Consider the following 17590-nt stretch of genomic DNA (forward strand, 5'->3'; position numbering starts at 1 on the left):
CGCCTACATCCTGAAGACGCCGAAGCCCTGCGCGGGCTCGGCGGCGGGGGCACTGTTGATCGCGGACAGGCAGAGGCCGAGGACGGTGCGGGTGTCGCGCGGGTCGATCACGCCGTCGTCGTACAGCCGCCCGGACAGGAAGAACGGCAGTGACTCGGCCTCGATCTGCTGCTCGACCATCTCCCGCATCGCGGCGTCGGCCTCCTCGTCGTAGGCCTGCCCGCGCGCCTGGGCGGCCTGGCGCCCGACGATGGACAGCACGCCGGCCAGCTGCGCCGGACCCATCACGGCGGACTTGGCGCTCGGCCAGGTGAACAGGAAGCGCGGGTCGTACGCCCGGCCGCACATGCCGTAGTTGCCCGCCCCGTACGACGCGCCCATGACCACGGTGAGGTGCGGCACCCGGCTGTTGGACACCGCGTTGATCATCATCGCGCCGTGCTTGATGATGCCGCCCTGCTCGTACTCGGCGCCGACCATGTAGCCGGTGGTGTTTTGTAGGAACAGCAGCGGCGTGCCGCTCTGGTTCGCCAGCTGGATGAACTGCGCGGCCTTCTGCGCCTCTTCGCCGAACAGCACGCCGCGCGCGTTGGCGAGGATCCCGATCGGGTAGCCGTGCAGCGTCGCCCAGCCGGTGACGAGGCTGTCGCCGTACAGCGGCTTGAACTCGTCGAAGTCGGAGCCGTCGACGATCCGAGCGATCACCTCGCGCGGGTCGAAGGGCACCTTGAGGTCCTCCGGGACGATGCCCAGCAGCTCGTCCTCGTCGTACGCGGGCGGGCGCGCGGGCAGCGGTTCGCGTCCTTGCTTGTGCCAGTCGAGCCGGGCGACGATACGGCGGCCGATCCGGAGCGCGTCGTGCTCGTCGGCGGCCATGTAGTCGGCCAGGCCGCTGGTGCGGGCGTGCATCTCCGCGCCGCCGAGGCTCTCGTCGTCGGACTCCTCACCGGTGGCCATCTTGACCAGCGGCGGGCCGCCGAGGAAGACCTTGGCGCGGTCCTTGACCATGACGACGTAGTCGCTCATGCCGGGCAGGTACGCGCCGCCGGCGGTGGAGTTGCCGAACACGAGGGCGACCGTCGGGATGCCGGCGGCCGACAGCCGGGTCAGGTCGCGGAAGGTGCGGCCGCCCGGGATGAAGATCTCCTTCTGCGTCGGCAGGTCGGCGCCGCCGGACTCGACCAGGTTGATCACCGGCAGGCGGTTGCGCAGCGCGATCTCGGCGGCCCGGAACGACTTGCGCATCGTCCACGGGTTGCTGGACCCGCCGCGTACGGTCGGGTCGCTGGCGCCGATCACGCACTCGACGCCCTCCACCACGCCGATGCCGGTGACCACGCTCGCGCCGACCGTGAAGTCGGTGCCCCAGGCGGCCAGCGGCGACAGCTCCAGGAACGGCGAGTCCGGGTCGATCAGCAGCTCGATCCGTTCCCGGGCCAGCAGCTTGCCGCGCTTCCGGTGCCGTTCGACGTACTTCGGGCCGCCGCCCGCGACCGCCTTGGCGTGCTCGGCGTCCAGCTCGGCCAGCTTGGCCAGCATCGCCGCCCGCCGGGCGGCATAGGCCGGGCCGGCGGTGTCGAGCGCGCTGGTGAGAACCGTCATTCCATCCCTCCGTCCAGGCCCCGTCCGTCGAGTATGGCCAACCGCACCGGCACAGCGGAAGATCACCGGGACGGTGAGTCGAATCTCATTCGGTCGCCTGGTCGGCCGCCTCCGCCTGGATGGCCTTGGCGAATCGGGCGAGGAAGGCGCGCAGGGTGTCGCGCTCCTCGGGGGTGAACTCCGCGAAGACGCGGCGCTCGATCGCCGAGGCCCGCGCGTCCGCCTTCTCGAGCGCCACCCGGCCCTTCTCGGTGAGCCGCGTCTCCAGCACGTTGCGGTGCCAGCGGTGCGGGGTGCGCTCGACCAGGCCGCGCTCCTCGAGGTTCTTCAGCACGCCGGTCATCGCCTGAGGGGTGACCACGCAGGCGCGGGCCAGGGCGGCGCCCGACATGCCGGGGTTGTCGGCGAGGACGTACAGCGCGGCGTACTGCGGGACGGTCAGCCCGGCGACCTTGACGGCGGCGTGCTTGGCCGCCATGAGCTCCTGCTCCACCCGCTTGAGGTCCATTCCGAGGCGTTCGTCCAGCGGCATGCCCATGTCCCGGATCATACAGACCCGACCAGTCGTACGTGTCTTGACAGATATCAAGACCTTGATAAGTTTCAGGCCCGTATCCATCCGAACGACACGGAGGTGCGTGTTGACCTTCTTGGACGATCCGGCGGCGTTGCCGGCGTTCATCGCCTCGGCCCGCTCACGCGCGGTGTCCGCAGGCCTGGACGCCTGCGAGTACGACGCCGTCACGGCGGGACTGACCGCCCTGCGCGACTGGCCGGCCGCGTTTCGGCGGACCGGCCGGGAGCACCTGGAGGCGGGTGAGCGGGCCGAGAGCGAGGGCCGGCTCGTCTCGGCGGGAGAGGCCTACCGGGACGCCGCGCTGTGGTTCCACTTCGCCACGACGATCCCCCACCCCGACCGGAACGGCCACGGCGAGTCCGCCGACGCGATGCGCCGCGCGCTCACCTGCCTGGACCCGACCTGGGAGCGGATCGACGCCGGCGACGTCGTCGGGACCCTGCGCCGGCCGCCCGGAGTCCCGCGGCCGCCGCTCGTCGTGGTGATCCCGGGCATGGACTCCGGCAAGGAGGAGTTCGTGTCCATCGCCGACGCGCTGCTGCGGCGGGGCCTGGCGACGCTGGCCATCGACGGCCCGGGCCAGGGCGAGCTCGCTCCCCGGACCGCGCCACGGCCCGACTACGACAAGGTCACCTCCACCGCGATCGACGCGATCGCCGACCGGGACGACCTGGACACCGGGCGGATCGGCGCGATCGCGCTCAGCCTCGGCGGCTTCTACGGAGCCGTTTCGCTGGCCGCCGAGCCACGTCTCCGGAGCGGCGTGCTGGTCAGCGGAGTCACCCGGCTCGACTGGGACGCGCTCCCGCCGTTCGTCACCGAGACGCTGACGCTGCGCACCGGCGGCGCCGACGCCGCCCGGGAGTTCGCCCGCCGTGTCGACGCGACCGGCGTGCCGGAGCGCGTCGAGCGGCCGCTCCTGGTCGTCGACGGCGGCCGGGACGTCATCCCGGGCGCGACCAACGGCGAGGACCTCGCCCGGCGCGCGCCGCGCGGCGAGTACCTCCTGATCCCCGAGGGCGACCACTTGGTGGCCAACGCCCGATGGACGTGGCTTCCCCTGGCGGCCGACCGGCTCGCCCGACACCTGACCGGGAGCGATCGATGACCACCACCATTCCCGAAACCCACCGGGATCTGCTCGAGCGCCCGCTGTTCGCCCATCTGGCCACGGCCGGGCCGGGCGGGCGCCCGCAGGTCACCCCGGTATGGATGCTCTGGGACGGCGAGCACCTTCGCTTCACCACGACGACCGACCGCCAGAAGTGCCGCAACGTCCGGCGCGAGCCGGCCGTCGCGATCTCCGTCAACGATCCCGACCGGCCGTACCGCTACCTGGAGGTGCGCGGCGTCGTCGAGGGCGTCGAACCCGACCCCGAAGGCGCCTTCTTCGACGTCCTCGCCCGCCGCTACGGCCTCTCCTACGAGCCGCCGCTGCCCGACGCGGACCGGCGAGTGGTCCTGGTGATGCGCCCGACGCACGCCACCTTCCAGTAACGCGTCAACTTGGGTTGACAGTCGTCCTGCCGTCAACCTATGTTGACGGCATGAGCGATGGAGTCCAGCTCGCCCAGGAGGCGAGCAGCCGCGACCCGGCGATCGGGTTGCGAGCGGTGCGCGCGCTGCGCGAACTCGCCGAGCGCCTGGAGGCGCTGCAGGTCGAGAACGCGCGTGACCAGGGATGGTCCTGGCAGGAGATCGCCGTCTGCCTCGGCGTCAGCCGGGCAGGCGGTCCACAAGAAGTACGGCGGGGGCCGGCGGATCCTCGGAAAGGAGCGGTAGCGATGTTCGAACGGTTCACCGACGAGGCCCGCCTGGTGGTGCGGCTCTCCCAGGATGAGGCTCGGCGGCTCGGCCATGCGTTCATCGGCACGGAGCACCTGCTGCTGGCCATCCTGGGCGTAGGTCACGGTCCGGCGGCCGAGGCCCTGATCGCCCAGGGCGTCACCGGGCCGGACCTGAGCAGGCGGATCATCCGGCTCATCGCCCCACCCGAAGACCAGCTCGACCCGGAGGCGCTGGCCACGATCGGCATCGATCTGGACCAGGTACGCCAGGCGACCGAGGCCAGTTTCGGGCCCGGAGCCCTGGAACCGAAGGCACGCCGAGAGGCGAGGAAGGGGCACATCCCCTTCACCAGGCGGGCCAAGAAGGTCCTGGAGCTGGCGCTCCGGGAGGCCCTCGCCCTCGGGCACAACTACATCGGCAGCGGGCACATCCTGCTCGGCCTGCTCCGCGAGGGCCACGGCCTGGCGGTCCACGCTCTCGCCAACTCCGGCGTCGACCTGGACGCCCTCCGCGCCGACGTCACGCGGCGCATCCCCCCGAAGGCGGCCTGACGAAACGTCGTCGAGCACGAGGGTCCGGCGCGGCCGGCCGAGCCCTCGTCCGGCGACGCGCCTCCGAGCGCTCAGTCGAGCCGCGTCCCCGCCCAGGCGTCGCGGGCGCGGCGCATGCGGGTCAGCACTTGCTCGCGCGACCGGTCAGAGGCCCGCGCCGCCCCGGCGAGATGGTCGGAGTCGTCGTGCCCCTGCACCAGCAGGGCGAAGGACCACAGCCCGGTCTCCAGCAGGCTCGCCGCCTGTTCGAGGTCGGCGACGACCGCGGCACGGGCACCGGCGGCATCGGTCGCGGCCTTCGCCTCGCGCCGCAGGGCGCGGAAGGCGACCGCCCACAGGCCCGTGATGGCGTTGGCGGCGATCTGCGGTGCCGGGTCGAGAGGGTCCAGTCCGGCTCGCCGGGCCATCGCCTCGGCGGCGACCTGAGCGAGGCGGTCCATCATGTCGCGCTGGGCCGCCCGCAGCGACGGTGACGACTCGACGACCTCGGCCAGCCGCAGCACCTGCCGGAAGTCGCCCCCCGCGGTCCCGGGGCGATCGAAGAAGCCGCCGATCTCGGCGATGAACGCCTGTTTCACGGCCTCGATCGGCGAGGCGATGGGCGCGGCCGGGCCCAGCGCCTCACGCAGCATGTCGGCGAGGTGGGCTTCGCGGTCCAGCAGCAGGGATTCCTTGGTCGGGAAGTAGTTGTAGACGGTCTTCTCCGACACCCCGCAGGCGGCCGCCACGTCGACGACCCGCACCGCGTCGAACCCCCGCTCGAAGAACAGGGCCGTCGCGGTGTCGGAGATCTGCTGCCGGGTCTGGCGCTTCTTACGCTCCCGCAGTCCGTCCGCCACCCCGTCTCCTCCTCGTCACCGGTACGCGGCCGGAACCACGGTAACAGAAATACTGCCACAGTATTTTTATAGCCACAGGATTTTTACTGGTACTGTACGTTCGTTCCTGGGGCACTGCCCTCGCGGCCCGAGCGCCGCCACGATCGCTCACACGGAAGAAAGGGCGTCATGAGCCGACTCATCGTCTTCGGTGCCGCCGGACGCACCGGGGAGGTCATCGTCCGCGAAGCGCTGCACGCCGGGCACGACGTCACCGCGGCCGTACGCGACCCTGGCCGTTTCAGCCCCGAGTCGGCCGTGGAGGCCACGGGGCGCGTCTCGGTGACCCGGGCGGACGTCCGCGATCCGGACCAGGTCCGTGCCGTCGTGGCCGGCCACGACGCCGTGGTCTCCGCGATCGGGCCGGCCGCAGTGCGCACGGCCTGTACTCCGTCGCCGCCCGATCGCTCGTCCCCGCGATGACGGCGACGGGCGTGCGCCGGCTGCTCACCATCTCCTCCGCCGGAGTCCGCGACGACGACCCGGGCTTCGCGCTGTGGTACCGCGCCGTCGCTCACACGCTACTCAAAGAGCTCTACGGCGACATGCGCCGGATGGAGACGATCATCCGCGAGAGTCCGCTGGACTGGACGTTCGTACGTCCCACGCGGCTGACGGACACTCCCGCCACCGGGGAGTACCGCGTCGGCGAGGGCGTCACCCCGCCGCGAGGCCGGATGATCTCCCGCACCGACCTCGCCCGCTTCATCGTCCGCGAGCTGGAAGAACGCCGCTGGTCACGGAAGGCGCCCACCCTCGCCCAATGAGTCGCGACCCTCCACGGGCGCGACTCATTGGCTCCTCAGTCGAGGGGGAGCGGCTCGGCCCGACGCGGCATCAGGGCCACCGCCACGACCCCGAGGACCGCCAGCACGACGAGCGTAAGGAAGACGTTGTGGGCCGCGTGGGAGAGCGAGGACCGGACGAACGCCACGGTCGCCCCGTCCCGCGCGCCGCCCCGGCCGGCCGACACCAGGCTGGCGGCGTCGACGTTCTTTCCCAGGCCGGCGAGCGCGGCCGGAGGATGGGCGAGCCGGCTCGCGAGGGTCCCGTTGGCGATCGCGCCGAACACCGCCGCGCCGACCGCGCTGCCGAGCGAACGGCCGAACATGTTGGTCCCCGTGACGACGCCACGGCGTTCCCAACCGACGACGGACTGCACGGCGACCACGGTCGGGCTCGACATGAAGCCCAAGCCGACGCCGATCACGAAGCACGCGCCGGCGACCTGCCAGACCTTCGCGTTCGTGCCGAGCGGGAGGCACAGGAGCGTCCCGGCCACCACGACGACGCCGCCGATCAACGAGGTGTCGCGGAACCCGATGCGCAGGTAGAGGCGTCCGGATTGGGAAGCGGCGATCGGCCAGCCGACCGTGAGCGCGGCGAGCGCGAACCCCGCGACCAGCGCGCTGGTCCCCAGCACGCCCTCCGCGTACGTCGGCACGTAGGAGCTGAGCCCGATCAGGACCGCGCCGACGGCCACGGCCGTGAGGTTGCCGCCGACCAGGATGCGGTGGCGGAACACCCACAGCGGCAGGATCGGCTCGACCGCCCGCCGCTCCAGCAGGCAGAAGACCACGAGGGCCGCCACGCCGACCGCGAAGATGACCAGGCTCGGCGCCGAGGCCCAGCCCCACGCCACCCCGCCCTCCAGCAGGCCGAGGATGACCAGGGAGCAGCCGATGGTGAGCAGGGCGGCACCGGTGTAGTCGATGCGGTGGGAGCGTCGTTCGACGGCCTCGGTGAACCGCCGCGCCAGCATGAAGGCGGCGAACGCGCCCAGCGGGAGGTTGATGAAGAAGATCCATCGCCAGGACAGGTAGTCGGAGAACACGCCGCCGAGGGTCGGCCCGACGACGGCGGAGATCCCCCAGACGCTGGCGAGATAGCCCTGGACCCGGGCGCGCTCCTCGACGGTGTACATGTCGCCGACCATGGTCATGCTCATCGGCTGGACGGCTCCGGCGCCGATGCCCTGCACGGCGCGGAAGATGACGAGGCTGAGCATGCTCCAGGCCGCCCCGCACAGCACCGATCCGAGAAGGAACGCTCCAATCCCGAAGAACATGATCGGCTTGCGGCCGAAGACGTCGGCCAGTTTCCCGTACAGCGGCACGGTGACCGCCTGGGTCAGCAGGTAGATCGAGAACAGCCACGGGAACTGCGTGAAGCCGCCGAGGTCGTGGACCACGGACGGCACCGCGGTCGCGATGATCGTGCTGTCCAGGGCGACGAGCCCGGTGCTGAGCATGAGCGCGGCGAGGACGGGTCCCCGTTCGGATCGAAAGCCCACTCCCTCTGCCATCGACGGGGGCCTTGTCGTCGTCACGTGGGTGTCCCTTCCTCCCGGCAGCACGAGACCGGTCCTCCCGAGAGGAGCGACCGGCCGTTAGCCCGCACAACCATCTCACTTCAGATCGCATTCCACCTCAACCCGGCACGTTCCGCTTAACGGACCATGGGCGACGAATCCGACCCGTCGGAGACTTCGCCGCCCGTACGCCCCGCACGGCGGGCGCATATACCCGCCCGGTGAAACTTTCACGGCGGTCGCCCGGCATCCGCCGCACGTCTCCCCTGGTGACCCGATGCCCGGGATGCCCGCGTGACCACCGAGCCGGTCGGTGCGCGCCGGTCCGCGCGCTCGTGTTGACGGTGCGGTAACAACGGCGCGACGCTGACCGTCAGGAAAAGCTTTTCCAGGCTCCCACCGCACCACCCACCCCCTGGAGGAGGTCCACGTGGGGAATCTCCAAGTAACGACCCGGGCCCGGCGGCTTCCGCTCCGTCCCCTGGGCGTGGCCGCCGCCCTCGGTCTCGCGCTCGGTGCCGGTGCGCTGACCGGCACGGGAGCGACCGCCACGACCGGCACGGCGACACATGCCGCCGCGGCGTACGAGTCCAGCCCGGTCGGGTTCGCGAGCCTGAACGGCGGCACGACCGGCGGCGCCGGCGGCACGACGGTCACCGTGACGACCGCGTCGCAGCTGACCGACTACGCCTCGCGCAGCGGCTCCTTCGTCATCAAGGTCAACGGCTCGATCTCGCTGTCGTCGATGACGAAGGTCACCTCGAACAAGACGATCATCGGCGTCGGCACCGCCGGGAAGATCACGGGGTACGGGCTCAACGTCGCCAGCGCCAAGAACGTGATCATCCGGAATCTGACGTTCACCGGCTCGGCCGACGACGCGATCAACGTGCAGTACTCCACGAACGTGTGGATCGACCACAACGACCTGTCGAACGCCTACGACGGCCTGACCGACATCAAGCGGGCGTCCGACTACGTCACCGTGTCGTGGAACCACTACCACGACCACGACAAGACCGCGCTGCTCGGCCACTCCGACAGCAACTCGTCCGAGGACCTCGGCCACCTGCGGGTGACCTACGTGCACAACTGGTTCGACAAGACGACCCAGCGGCACCCGCGGGTCCGCTTCGGCAACCCGGTGCACGTCTTCAACAACTACTACGGCGCCGTCACCAGCTACGGTGTCGCCTCCACCTGCAACGCCGGCGTGTTCGTCGAGAAGAACTACTTCGACAACGTCTCGAATCCGACGGTCATCCAGACCGGTGACTCGCCGGACGGCAACCTGAAGGCGGACGGCAACTACCTGGTGGGCTCGGGCAGCGTCACCACCCGCAACGCCTCCAGCGTCGCGAGCATCCCCTACTCCTACTCCGCCGAGTCCGCCTCGTCGGTGAAGGCCACCGTCACCGCGGGCGCGGGCGTCGGCAAGATCTGATCCGACCGGACGCGGGACGAACGGCCGTGGCGGGGATGCCCGCCACGGCCGTTCGGCGGGCCGGTTCGGCGGCCGGCTCGACGGCCGGCTCGGTCAGGCGTTGAGGAAGCCGTTCAGCGCCGTCGTGGGACGCCGGGTGGCCGGATCCCACGCCCCCGACGCGTAGGAGTTGAACGGGGAGTACACCTCGGGCTCCCAGTAGAACAGCCCCAGCCCGCCGAAGTTCTTCAGGCCGGTGATGAAGGTCTGCATGTCGGTGCGGGTCCGGTCCGGCCGGTCGTAGCGCCCGCCGAACTCCACCTGCATCACCGGCTTCCCGTACTTCGACTGGATCGCCGCCATGTTGGACAGGACGCCCGTGATGTTCGAGCCACTGGCATACGAGGACAGCGCCGTGATGTCCCATTTGCCGCCGTTGCTCTTGTAGGCGTCGAGGAAGCCGTAGACGCTGTTCAGGTTCTGCGGCTGGGCCAGGTGGACGAGGACCGGAGTGCTCGGGAAGACCTCTTTCACCATGTCGTACGCCGCGTTGAGCAGCCCCGTCATCTGCGCGGGTTTGCTGACACTGCCCACCGGATGACAGATGCCGCTGTTGGTCTCGTTGCCGATCTGCACCCAGCCGGGCGTCACGCCGCCTGCCTTGATGACGTTCATCGAGTGGTAGACGTAGTCGTACATGGCCTGCAGCATCTGGCTGTACGACATGGACGCCCAGGCGGCGGGCGGGTTCTGCACTCCGGCGGAGTTCCACGTGTCGCCGAAGTGAAAGTCGATGTCGACCGGCAGGCCGGCGCTCTTGCACCGCTTGGCCATGGCGGCGGTCTCATCGATCGAGCAGTGGCCGTTGCTCGGATCGCTCGACGGGTTGACCCAGGTCCGAAGCCGGATCGCGTTGATCCCGTACCCCTTCAGGATCGTGAGCAGATCGCGCTGGACGCCGCTGCTGTCGTAGAAGGTGTAGCCGTTCGCCTCCATCTGCGGCAGCCAGCTGACGTCGGCGCCCTTGACGAACGTCGCCGCCGACGCGGGCGTGGCCGGGAGCAGGGACGGCAGTGCCAGCGCGGCCGCGCCGGCGCCGGCCGCCTTGAGCGCGGTTCTTCGGCTGATGTGGTCCATGGGAGCTCCGTCAGGGGGTGTAGACGTTCGGGCGGGCGGGCTCGGCCATGCCGTTCCCGATGAAGAAGCTCGGGTGCGGCGGCTGGTTGTAGGCGGTGTTCTGCCAGGCGATGGCCGTGCGGTACTGCGTGTCGTGCATGAGCGTGACGATGCGCCGGTCGGTGACCGCCGTCGTCGTGTAGATCCGCAGGGCGGTGCTGTCGGTGGTCCGCCAGATGACCTCCTCGCGCCAGTCGCCGAGGATGTCGCCGGACAGGGCGGGAGTGGCCTTCGTGCTGTTGTTGGACGCCACGCCGGAACCGGTCAGCAGGCGCGTGTCGGAGCTCGTCCCGTACTTGTCGATGTGAGTGCCGTCGAGCAGTTCCCGTACGGGGTCGGCGTCCCACCAGACGAGGAAGTTGATCGAGGACGGCTTGCGGCCGATGACGTTGCCGTGGGTGTCGCGCAGGCCGTCGGCGTGGGACGACCAGGACTCGGCGCCGGGACTGCCCGCCCAGACGTCGTCGGAGACGCCGCGGCCGTTGTCCCCGTTCGGATCGGTCTTCCAGATGACCTGGCCGGTACGGGCGTCGGCGAACCAGGAGCTCGGCGCGGACGAGTTCTCGTCGACCTTGAACTCCTCCAGGCCGGGACGGCTCGGGTCGAGGTCGCCGACGTGCATCGCGTCGCCGTGGCCGTTCTTGGTGGTCCACAGGCCGGCGCCGTTGTCGTCGACGCACATCGCGCCGTAGACGATCTCGTCCTTGCCGTCACCGTCCACGTCGGCCACTGCCAGCTGGTGGTTCCCCTGGCCGTCGTAGCCCTTGCCGGAGTTGGTGGAGCTGTTGGTGTCGAAGGTCCAGCGGCGCGTGAACGCGCCGTTCCGCCAGTCCCAGGCGCTGATCACCGTACGGGTGTAGTAGCCGCGCGCCTCGATCAGGCTCGGCCGCTGCCCGTCGACGTACGCGGTGCCGGCCAGGAACCGGTCGACCCGGTTGCCGTAACCGTCGCCCCAACTGGAGACGTCGCCACGCGCGGGGACGTAGTCGACGGTCTGCATCGCCGCGCCGGTCTGCCCGTTGAACATCGTGAGGTACTCCGGGCCGGACAGGACGTACCCGCTGGAGTTGCGGTGGTCGGCGGAGGCGTTGCCGATGACCTTGCCGGTGCCGTCCTTGGTGCCGTCGGCGGTCTTCATGGCGATCTCGGCCTTGCCGTCGCCGTCGTAGTCGTACACCTGGAACTGCGTGTAGTGCGCGCCCGCCCGGATGTTGCGCCCGAGGTCGATCCGCCACAGCCGGGTGCCGTTCAGCCGGTACGCGTCCACGTACACGTCGCCGGTGTAGCCGGACTGGGAGTTGTCCTTCGAGTTGGACGGATCCCACTTGAGAATGATCTCGTACTGCCCGTCGCCGTCGAGGTCGCCGACGCTCGCGTCGTTGGCGCTGTAGGTGTAGGAGACCCCGTCGGGGGTCGTGCCCCCGGCGGGCGCCTGGATCGGCACGTCGAGGTAGCCGTTGCCGAACCGCAGCGACGACTCCGACGGCGACTGCTCGGAGCCGTGCACCACCGGCCGCACCGTGTACGACGCCGTGGCGTCCGCCCCGGCGTCGAAGTAGTTCGTCGAGGTCGTGATCGGGCTGGAGTTCACCTTCGTCGAGCCGCGGTAGAGGTTGAACGCCACCCCCGACGGATCGGTGCCGAGAAGCCGCCAGCTGACGAAGTTGCCGCTGCCGGACCGTACGCTGACCAGGCCGCGGTTCAGTTTCTCCACCTGACGCGCGGTCGCCGCGACCGCGTCGTGCCGGGGCAGCTGCACACCGCCCGCGATCGCCGTCCCGGCGGCGAGGGCGATCGCGACCGCTCCGGCCCGCCGCCCTGGGCGTTGTCTTGGACGTCCCATCGGGGTTCTCCTCTTCCAACCGACGAGGAAAGCGTTTTCCGGGCAATCGACGAAGCTAACCCCTCGGTCAGGTCGGACCAAGGGGCTTTCACCGCCCTTTCACGGGGGCGGAACACCTGGCCGGCGCACCGCGGCCCCGGCCGGTATGGCGGCGTAGTGTGAGGTATGGCCGCCGGAATGCGGAAGACCGGAAAGCTGCCATGCGACCTGACCAGCTTCGTTGGCCGTCCGCGCGAGATGTCAGAGGTCGTACGGAGGCTCTCCGCGACTCGCCTGGTGACGCTGACCGGGCCTGGTGGCGTGGGGAAGACACGGCTGGCCCTCCAGATCGCGGACGAGAAGCGGCGAGCGTTCGCGGACGGCACGTGGCTCATCGATCTCGCGCCGCTCCAGGACGGCGGCCTGCTGGCGCGATCGGTCGCGACGGCTCTTGGGCTGCGGGAGGACTCAACGCGGTCTCCGATGGCCGTGCTGGAGGAGCATCTCGAAGACAAGCACCTTTGTCTGGTGCTGGATAATTGCGAGCATCTACTTCGCGACTGCGCCATCCTGGCCAAGAAGCTGCTCACGGCGGCTCCGCGGCTGCGGATCCTGGCGACCAGCCGGCAGACTCTTAACATCAAGGGCGAGTTCGTCTTCCCGGTGCCTCCCTTGTCAGTGCCGGAGGCGAATCACGGCCTTACGGTTGGGCAAGCCCGCGAATACGAGGCGGTTCAACTCTTTGTTGAGCGGGCGGCGACTGCTGCGCCGTCTTTTACGCTTACGTCCGATAACTGCGCTACCGTGGCTCGCCTGTGTCAACAGCTCGACGGTATTCCACTGGCGATCGAGTTGGCCGCGGTGCGATTGCGGTCGCTGCCCGTCGAGCAGATCCTCACGCGGCTGGAGGATCGCTTTCAGCTACTGGCCGGCAAACGCCGCGCGGCGCTGCCGCGGCACCAGACCTTGCGAGCCGCCATCGACTGGAGCCATGAGCAGTGCTCGCGAGAAGAGCAGATCTTGTGGGCCCGACTGTCGGTGTTCGCCGGATCGTGCGACCTCGAGGCAGCTCAGGAAGTGTGCGCCGGCGGCGAGATCGCGGAGGAGGACGTGCTCGATCTGCTCGCCGAACTGCTGGACAAGTCGATCCTCACGCGAGAAGAGTCCGCGGGCGTAGTGCGATACCGGATGCTGGAGACGATCCGCCAGTATGGGCATATACGCTTGACGGAATCCGGGCAGCTGAAGGCCACGCGCCTATCATTCCGTGATTACTATACGAGAAAAAGTCGGCACTTGGAGCGCGAGTGGCTCGGCCGGCACCAGAAGGAATGGATCGAGTGGGTCGAGCCGGAGTGGGATAATCTACGGCTCGTGTTGCACTCTTGCATGAGTGATCCCGATGGGGCGCACGCCGGAATGGAAATCATCACCACACTATGGGAGTGCTGGACGTTCTTCGGGCGCATCGGCGAGGGTCGAGACTGGCTTGACCAGGCCCTCGATGTTGAGGATCGGCGCGACGCCGCAAGAGTCAAGGCACTGGCGGTGAACGCCCATCTCGCCGTCATGCAGGGCGACATGCCGGCCGCACGGCGAGCTCTCGACGAAGGCTACGCCGTCGCGCTCGATGACATTGATGCGCTCGCACATCTTTGGCTCGCGCAAGGCGTGGCCGCCGTCTCCGGGGGCGACCCACAAGAGGGGATCGCACTACTGGAAAAGGTCCTGGCCACTTATCGCGGCGACACTGGCGCGCACCCCAGAAACATCTTGCTGATCACGTTCATGTCCATGTTCTTCTTGGCGTTGGCCGACATATTCGCCGACGATCATCGCACCGCCTCTTACGGTGCCAGATGCCAGGAGCTGGCCGAGAGCGTCGGCGCCGAGTGGTCGATGAGCTGGGGGATGTGGATCAGCGGCCTCGAACAATGGCGGAGCGGAGACATGCCGAGCGGCACCGCGATGCTTCAAGAGAGCCTTCGCCGGCAACGAGCACTCGATGATCGATGGGGGTCGACGTGGAATATCGAGGCACTCGCCTGGACTGCGGCGGCTTCCGGACAACACGAACGCGCGGTTCGCCTTCTTGGGATCGCGCAGAGGCTTCTGAAGACGAGTGGCGTGTCCCTCTTGGAGATGCTGCCGTTCGCCCAGGCACATGAGCGGTGCGAAGCGCAACTGCGATACGCGCTCGGAGACGACGATTTCGCGGCGGGCCTCCGATGCGGCATGGAATTCGACTTCGACTGCGCTTTCGCCTACGCGGTCGGCGAGGACGTGGTGGAGGCGGCGCCGACGGATGCCCCGCCGCCGAATCCGCTGACAGCCAGGGAGTGGCAGGTCGCCCAGTTGATCGGCAACGGCATGAGCAACAAAGAGATCGCCGACGTTCTCGTCATCGCTCAACGAACCGCCGAAGGTCACGTCGAACATATCTTGACGAAGCTCGACTTGACCTCTCGCGTGGGTATCGTGGCGTGGGTGGCGGACCAGGAGCCGGGCCCCGCTGATCAGAGCGCGAAGGGCTCCGACACGCACTAGAGCAGAACGACGCAGCCGCGCGACCGCAGCCGTTCGATCCAGCCGGGGAACCGGTCGAGCTTGGTCCAGCGCAGATCGAGCTTCTCCAGCCGGGGCAGGTCACCGAGCCCGTCCGGCAACTCCCGCAGCCGGGTGGCCCGCAGGTCCAGATGCGTGAGCCGCGTCAGCCGTACGATCGCCGCGGGCAGCCGGGTCAGCGGATTGTTCCGCAGGTCGAGGAGGCGCAGATCGCTCATTGCTCCGACCGACTCGGGCAGCTCGGTGATCCGGTTGTCGCGCAGGTGCAGCTCCCGCAACCGTACGAGCCGTCCGATCGAGCCCGGCAATCCGGTCAGCCGGTTGTCCTGGAGACGCAGCTCGTGCAGCGCGGCCATCCGGCCGATCGCGTCCGGAAGCGCGGTGAGACGGTTCCCGGCGAGGCTGAGGTAGCCGAGTCGGTCGAGCCGCCCCAGCGAGGCGGGCACGGACGTGAGCTCGTTGTCGCCGAGGTAGAGGTAGTCGGTGAGCCCGGTCAGGTCGCCGATGCTCTCTGGGATCCGGCGGAGCCGGTTGTGCGCGAGGTCGAGCATCCGCAGCGCGGTGAGCCGGCCGATGGCCTCGGGGATCTCGGCGATGGCGTTCTCGGCCAGGTTGAGCGAACGCAGCCCGGTGAGGCGCCACAGTGTCTCGGGAACCGAGGACAGCAGGTTGCCTCCGACGCTCAGGTGCCGCAGCGACGTCACATCGCCGAGCTCGGGCGGAAGCGCGGCGAGACGGTTCTTGTAGAGCAGCAGGGTCTCCAGCCGCGGGAACCGCGCGAGGTCCGCCGGAAGGCTCGTCAGGGCGTTCCCGTCGAGGTCGATGCGGCGCAGGGCGGTGAGCCCGCCGATCGACGACGGGAACGCGGCCAGGCCCGCTCCCGCCGTCACCAGCGCCACGGGAATTCCGTCCTCGTACCGCAGGTGATCGTCCTGGAGCGGATGTCCCGGACTCAACGGACCGGTTCGGCGGGGCGGACGCGGCCGCCGACCTCGATCAGTCCGTCTGGCTTCGGAACGGTCGAGATCTGCGAGCCACGCCCCTGGGTGACGGTGAGGGCCCGGCCGAGGCGGGCCGTCAGCAGCAGCGCCGCCGCACCCGTCGCCTCGTCCTCGGTGATGCCGTCATCACGTCCGGGAAAGGCCCGCGCCCGCACCCGCCCGGCCGCCTCGTCCTGCCACGCCCATGCGTAGATCCACTCCCCCTGCGGCGGCACCGGCAGCGCGTCGACCTCGGCGGCCGAACCGTACCGCCGCAGCGTGCGCGGCGGCACCCACTCCGCCGGCGCCTCGATCCAGGCCCACGCACCGTCCCGGCGGGCCCGGACCCGTCCGGCCGGGGTGATCAGCGCGGGTACGCCGAGCAGCCAGGCGGTGCCGACGCACGGATGCCCCGCGAACGGCATCCGCAGCGTCGGCGTGTAGATGTCGATGACGCCGCGCTCGGGGTCGTCGACGAACACCGTCTCGCTGAACCCCAGCTCTCGCGCGAAGGCCTGACGCTCGGCCTCCGAGGGGACGCCGGCCCCGTCGCGGACGACCCCGAGCTCGTTGCCGTGCCGGCCGTCAGGCCCGCAGAACACACGCAGTACGTCGTACTCGATCACCCGCGCAGTGAACCACACAGCCCCTCAGGACTCCGTCGGCCTCTGGACACCGACACCCGATGGCCGGCCCGTCAGCGACGATCCCGGGGCAGGAGCGCCGGACCTGAGGCGGCGGAGTTCCGTCGTGATGACCCAGGCGACGAGCAGGTCGATGGCCAGGTCGGACAGCGCCGCGAACTGGTTGATCGTGAACTTGAAGAACTGCCCGGCGAGGATGTCGAGCAGCACGGTGGCGTTGAACACCCGGAAGGCCGTCACGCGACCGCGGCGCAGCCGCCCCAGGCCGTACGCGCCCAGAGCGGTCGACACGACCGCGCAACAGGCAACGGCCGCGACCGCGCCTGTCTCCCGTTCTCCGGCGCTCGTCACAATGAAGTCGTCGGCGATCACTCCGGTGAGGGTCAGGGCCCCCTGTGCGACGAGGTAGCCGACGGCGACGCGGAGAACGACGCGGTGAGTGACCAGCCGCCCGACGACGGAACGGGCGCGGGCGACCGCCGTACGTACCGGGCGCGGGGCGGCAGGCCGCCGGTCGGGCGCCACCGCGAGGAGGTCTGACAGCGCGGCCCGAGCCTCATCGTCCACCTCCTCGATCAAACGCACCGCCGCGCGGCGTTCCTGCGGCGTCAGTCCCGAGGTGATCCCGGCCAGGGCAGCGGAGGCGGCGTTGGCCGTACGCTCGCGCGGGGTGAGCGATGTCCGTCCGCCGACCCACTGCGTGAGGATGACGAGCGCGGCGAAGGTGAGGTAGATGAGCCCGGCGGCCGGGCGGTAGAAGTAGCCGGTCTTGTTGACCAGCTTGCCGATCTCGTCGATGAACAGGCCGAAGCCCACGCCGCCCACCACCGTGGCCCACATCCGCGCCGACCGGCCGAGGAAGGCCACGGCGATGACCACGCCCGCCGCCATCAGCAGGCCGCCCCACAGGGCGTGGGCGATGTGCAGGTTCCCGCTGCCGACCTTGGGATAGCCGGCCTGCGCCAGACAGGCGCGGGTGACGAGCACGGTGGCGATCCCGGAGAGGACGAACCCCCGCAGATACGACGCCGCGTTCGCCGCCCGGACGAGCCCGAATCGGTGAATCGACACTCCGGTCTGTTCCCTCCGCATGGCCCGGTGATCGGAAGCGTGGACGCGGCGCCTCCCGATCTCTCCTCGACGGTTCACGCTACGGGCGCACCGGCACCCGAGACACTGCCGCCAGCCCCCGATCCGCACGTACGGACAGCCCCAGGTCCGACGCCGGGCCGTCACTGGTCCTTCGCTGCTGCCGTGAAGTGGCCGTGTCCCG

Annotated in this window: 16 protein-coding genes; 7 read left to right on the forward strand and 9 right to left on the reverse strand. The window is 69.8% G+C overall.

The annotated features are described in order from the left end of the window. Positions 1 to 3: 3 nt before the first annotated feature. Both ACYVF7_RS36575 and ACYVF7_RS36580 read right to left on the reverse strand, forming a co-directional pair. Entirely contained in the window at positions 4 to 1602 is a 1599-nt protein-coding gene (locus ACYVF7_RS36575) for an acyl-CoA carboxylase subunit beta (protein ID WP_460349716.1), read from the reverse strand. Between the two features lie 85 nt (positions 1603 to 1687). After that, positions 1688 to 2140: a MarR family winged helix-turn-helix transcriptional regulator gene (locus ACYVF7_RS36580; protein ID WP_460349718.1), complete on the reverse strand. Its 453-nt coding sequence runs from the start codon at positions 2138 to 2140 to the stop codon at positions 1688 to 1690. Between the two features lie 100 nt (positions 2141 to 2240). On the opposite strand from ACYVF7_RS36580, the gene ACYVF7_RS36585 reads away from it, so the two are divergent. From ACYVF7_RS36585 to ACYVF7_RS36595, 3 genes are read left to right on the forward strand one after another with little or no spacing between them, the layout of a single operon-like run. Then, complete coding sequence (locus ACYVF7_RS36585) at positions 2241 to 3287, forward strand: alpha/beta hydrolase family protein (RefSeq protein ID WP_460349720.1); 1047 nt, start codon at positions 2241 to 2243, stop codon at positions 3285 to 3287. Then, a complete protein-coding gene (locus ACYVF7_RS36590) occupies positions 3284 to 3676 on the forward strand; it encodes a PPOX class F420-dependent oxidoreductase (RefSeq protein ID WP_460349722.1) in 393 nt (130 codons plus the stop codon). Before ACYVF7_RS36585 ends, ACYVF7_RS36590 begins: the two co-directional genes overlap by 4 nt. A 50-nt stretch (positions 3677 to 3726) precedes the next feature. Beyond that, the gene (locus ACYVF7_RS36595) at positions 3727 to 4518 is read left to right on the forward strand and encodes a Clp protease N-terminal domain-containing protein (protein ID WP_460349724.1); all 792 of its coding nucleotides are present in this window, start codon (positions 3727 to 3729) and stop codon (positions 4516 to 4518) included. A gap of 71 nt (positions 4519 to 4589) precedes the next feature. Here the strand turns inward: ACYVF7_RS36595 and ACYVF7_RS36600 are convergent, their stop codons facing one another. After that, positions 4590 to 5357 (reverse strand): TetR/AcrR family transcriptional regulator, encoded by a 768-nt coding sequence (locus ACYVF7_RS36600; RefSeq protein WP_460349727.1) that lies wholly within the window; start codon positions 5355 to 5357, stop codon positions 4590 to 4592. A 168-nt stretch (positions 5358 to 5525) separates the two neighbouring features. Between ACYVF7_RS36600 and ACYVF7_RS36605 the strand changes: the two genes are divergently transcribed. Together ACYVF7_RS36605 and ACYVF7_RS36610 are read left to right on the forward strand one after the other, a co-directional pair. After that, positions 5526 to 5819, forward strand: coding sequence for an NAD(P)-dependent oxidoreductase (locus ACYVF7_RS36605; protein WP_460349729.1), 294 nt, complete (start codon positions 5526 to 5528; stop codon positions 5817 to 5819). Continuing rightward, complete coding sequence (locus ACYVF7_RS36610) at positions 5816 to 6163, forward strand: NAD(P)-dependent oxidoreductase (protein WP_460349731.1); 348 nt, start codon at positions 5816 to 5818, stop codon at positions 6161 to 6163. Before ACYVF7_RS36605 ends, ACYVF7_RS36610 begins: the two co-directional genes overlap by 4 nt. Positions 6164 to 6198: 35 nt before the next feature. Here ACYVF7_RS36610 and ACYVF7_RS36615 read toward each other — a convergent pair whose 3' ends face one another. Next, on the reverse strand, positions 6199 to 7701 hold the full coding sequence (locus tag ACYVF7_RS36615) for an MDR family MFS transporter (protein ID WP_460349733.1): 1503 nt from the start codon (positions 7699 to 7701) through the stop codon (positions 6199 to 6201). 436 nt (positions 7702 to 8137) lie between these two features. On the opposite strand from ACYVF7_RS36615, the gene ACYVF7_RS36620 reads away from it, so the two are divergent. Further along, complete coding sequence (locus tag ACYVF7_RS36620; RefSeq protein WP_460349735.1) at positions 8138 to 9151, forward strand: pectate lyase family protein; 1014 nt, start codon at positions 8138 to 8140, stop codon at positions 9149 to 9151. Between the two features lie 93 nt (positions 9152 to 9244). Here ACYVF7_RS36620 and ACYVF7_RS36625 read toward each other — a convergent pair whose 3' ends face one another. After that, positions 9245 to 10267 (reverse strand): glycosyl hydrolase 53 family protein, encoded by a 1023-nt coding sequence (locus tag ACYVF7_RS36625; RefSeq protein ID WP_460349737.1) that lies wholly within the window; start codon positions 10265 to 10267, stop codon positions 9245 to 9247. A 10-nt stretch (positions 10268 to 10277) separates the two neighbouring features. Further along, positions 10278 to 12149 carry a rhamnogalacturonan lyase gene (locus tag ACYVF7_RS36630; RefSeq protein ID WP_460349739.1) on the reverse strand — a complete coding sequence of 624 codons (1872 nt, stop codon included), beginning with the start codon at positions 12147 to 12149 and terminating at the stop codon, positions 10278 to 10280. 177 nt (positions 12150 to 12326) lie between these two features. On the opposite strand from ACYVF7_RS36630, the gene ACYVF7_RS36635 reads away from it, so the two are divergent. Continuing rightward, positions 12327 to 14675, forward strand: coding sequence for an ATP-binding protein (locus ACYVF7_RS36635; RefSeq protein ID WP_460349741.1), 2349 nt, complete (start codon positions 12327 to 12329; stop codon positions 14673 to 14675). On the opposite strand, the gene ACYVF7_RS36640 is transcribed toward ACYVF7_RS36635, so the two are convergent. Genes ACYVF7_RS36640 through ACYVF7_RS36650 form a run of 3 tightly spaced genes read right to left on the reverse strand, consistent with a single transcriptional unit; the run spans position 14672 to position 17388 of the window. After that, complete coding sequence (locus tag ACYVF7_RS36640) at positions 14672 to 15592, reverse strand: leucine-rich repeat domain-containing protein (protein ID WP_460349743.1); 921 nt, start codon at positions 15590 to 15592, stop codon at positions 14672 to 14674. The two genes, ACYVF7_RS36635 and ACYVF7_RS36640, sit on opposite strands and share 4 nt — an antisense overlap. Before the next feature lie 53 nt (positions 15593 to 15645). After that, a complete protein-coding gene (locus ACYVF7_RS36645) occupies positions 15646 to 16299 on the reverse strand; it encodes a PhzF family phenazine biosynthesis protein (RefSeq protein ID WP_460349745.1) in 654 nt (217 codons plus the stop codon). A 24-nt stretch (positions 16300 to 16323) separates the two neighbouring features. Then, complete coding sequence (locus ACYVF7_RS36650; protein ID WP_460349746.1) at positions 16324 to 17388, reverse strand: hypothetical protein; 1065 nt, start codon at positions 17386 to 17388, stop codon at positions 16324 to 16326. Positions 17389 to 17590 lie beyond the last annotated feature (202 nt).

The organism is Actinoallomurus acanthiterrae (assembly GCF_054775715.1).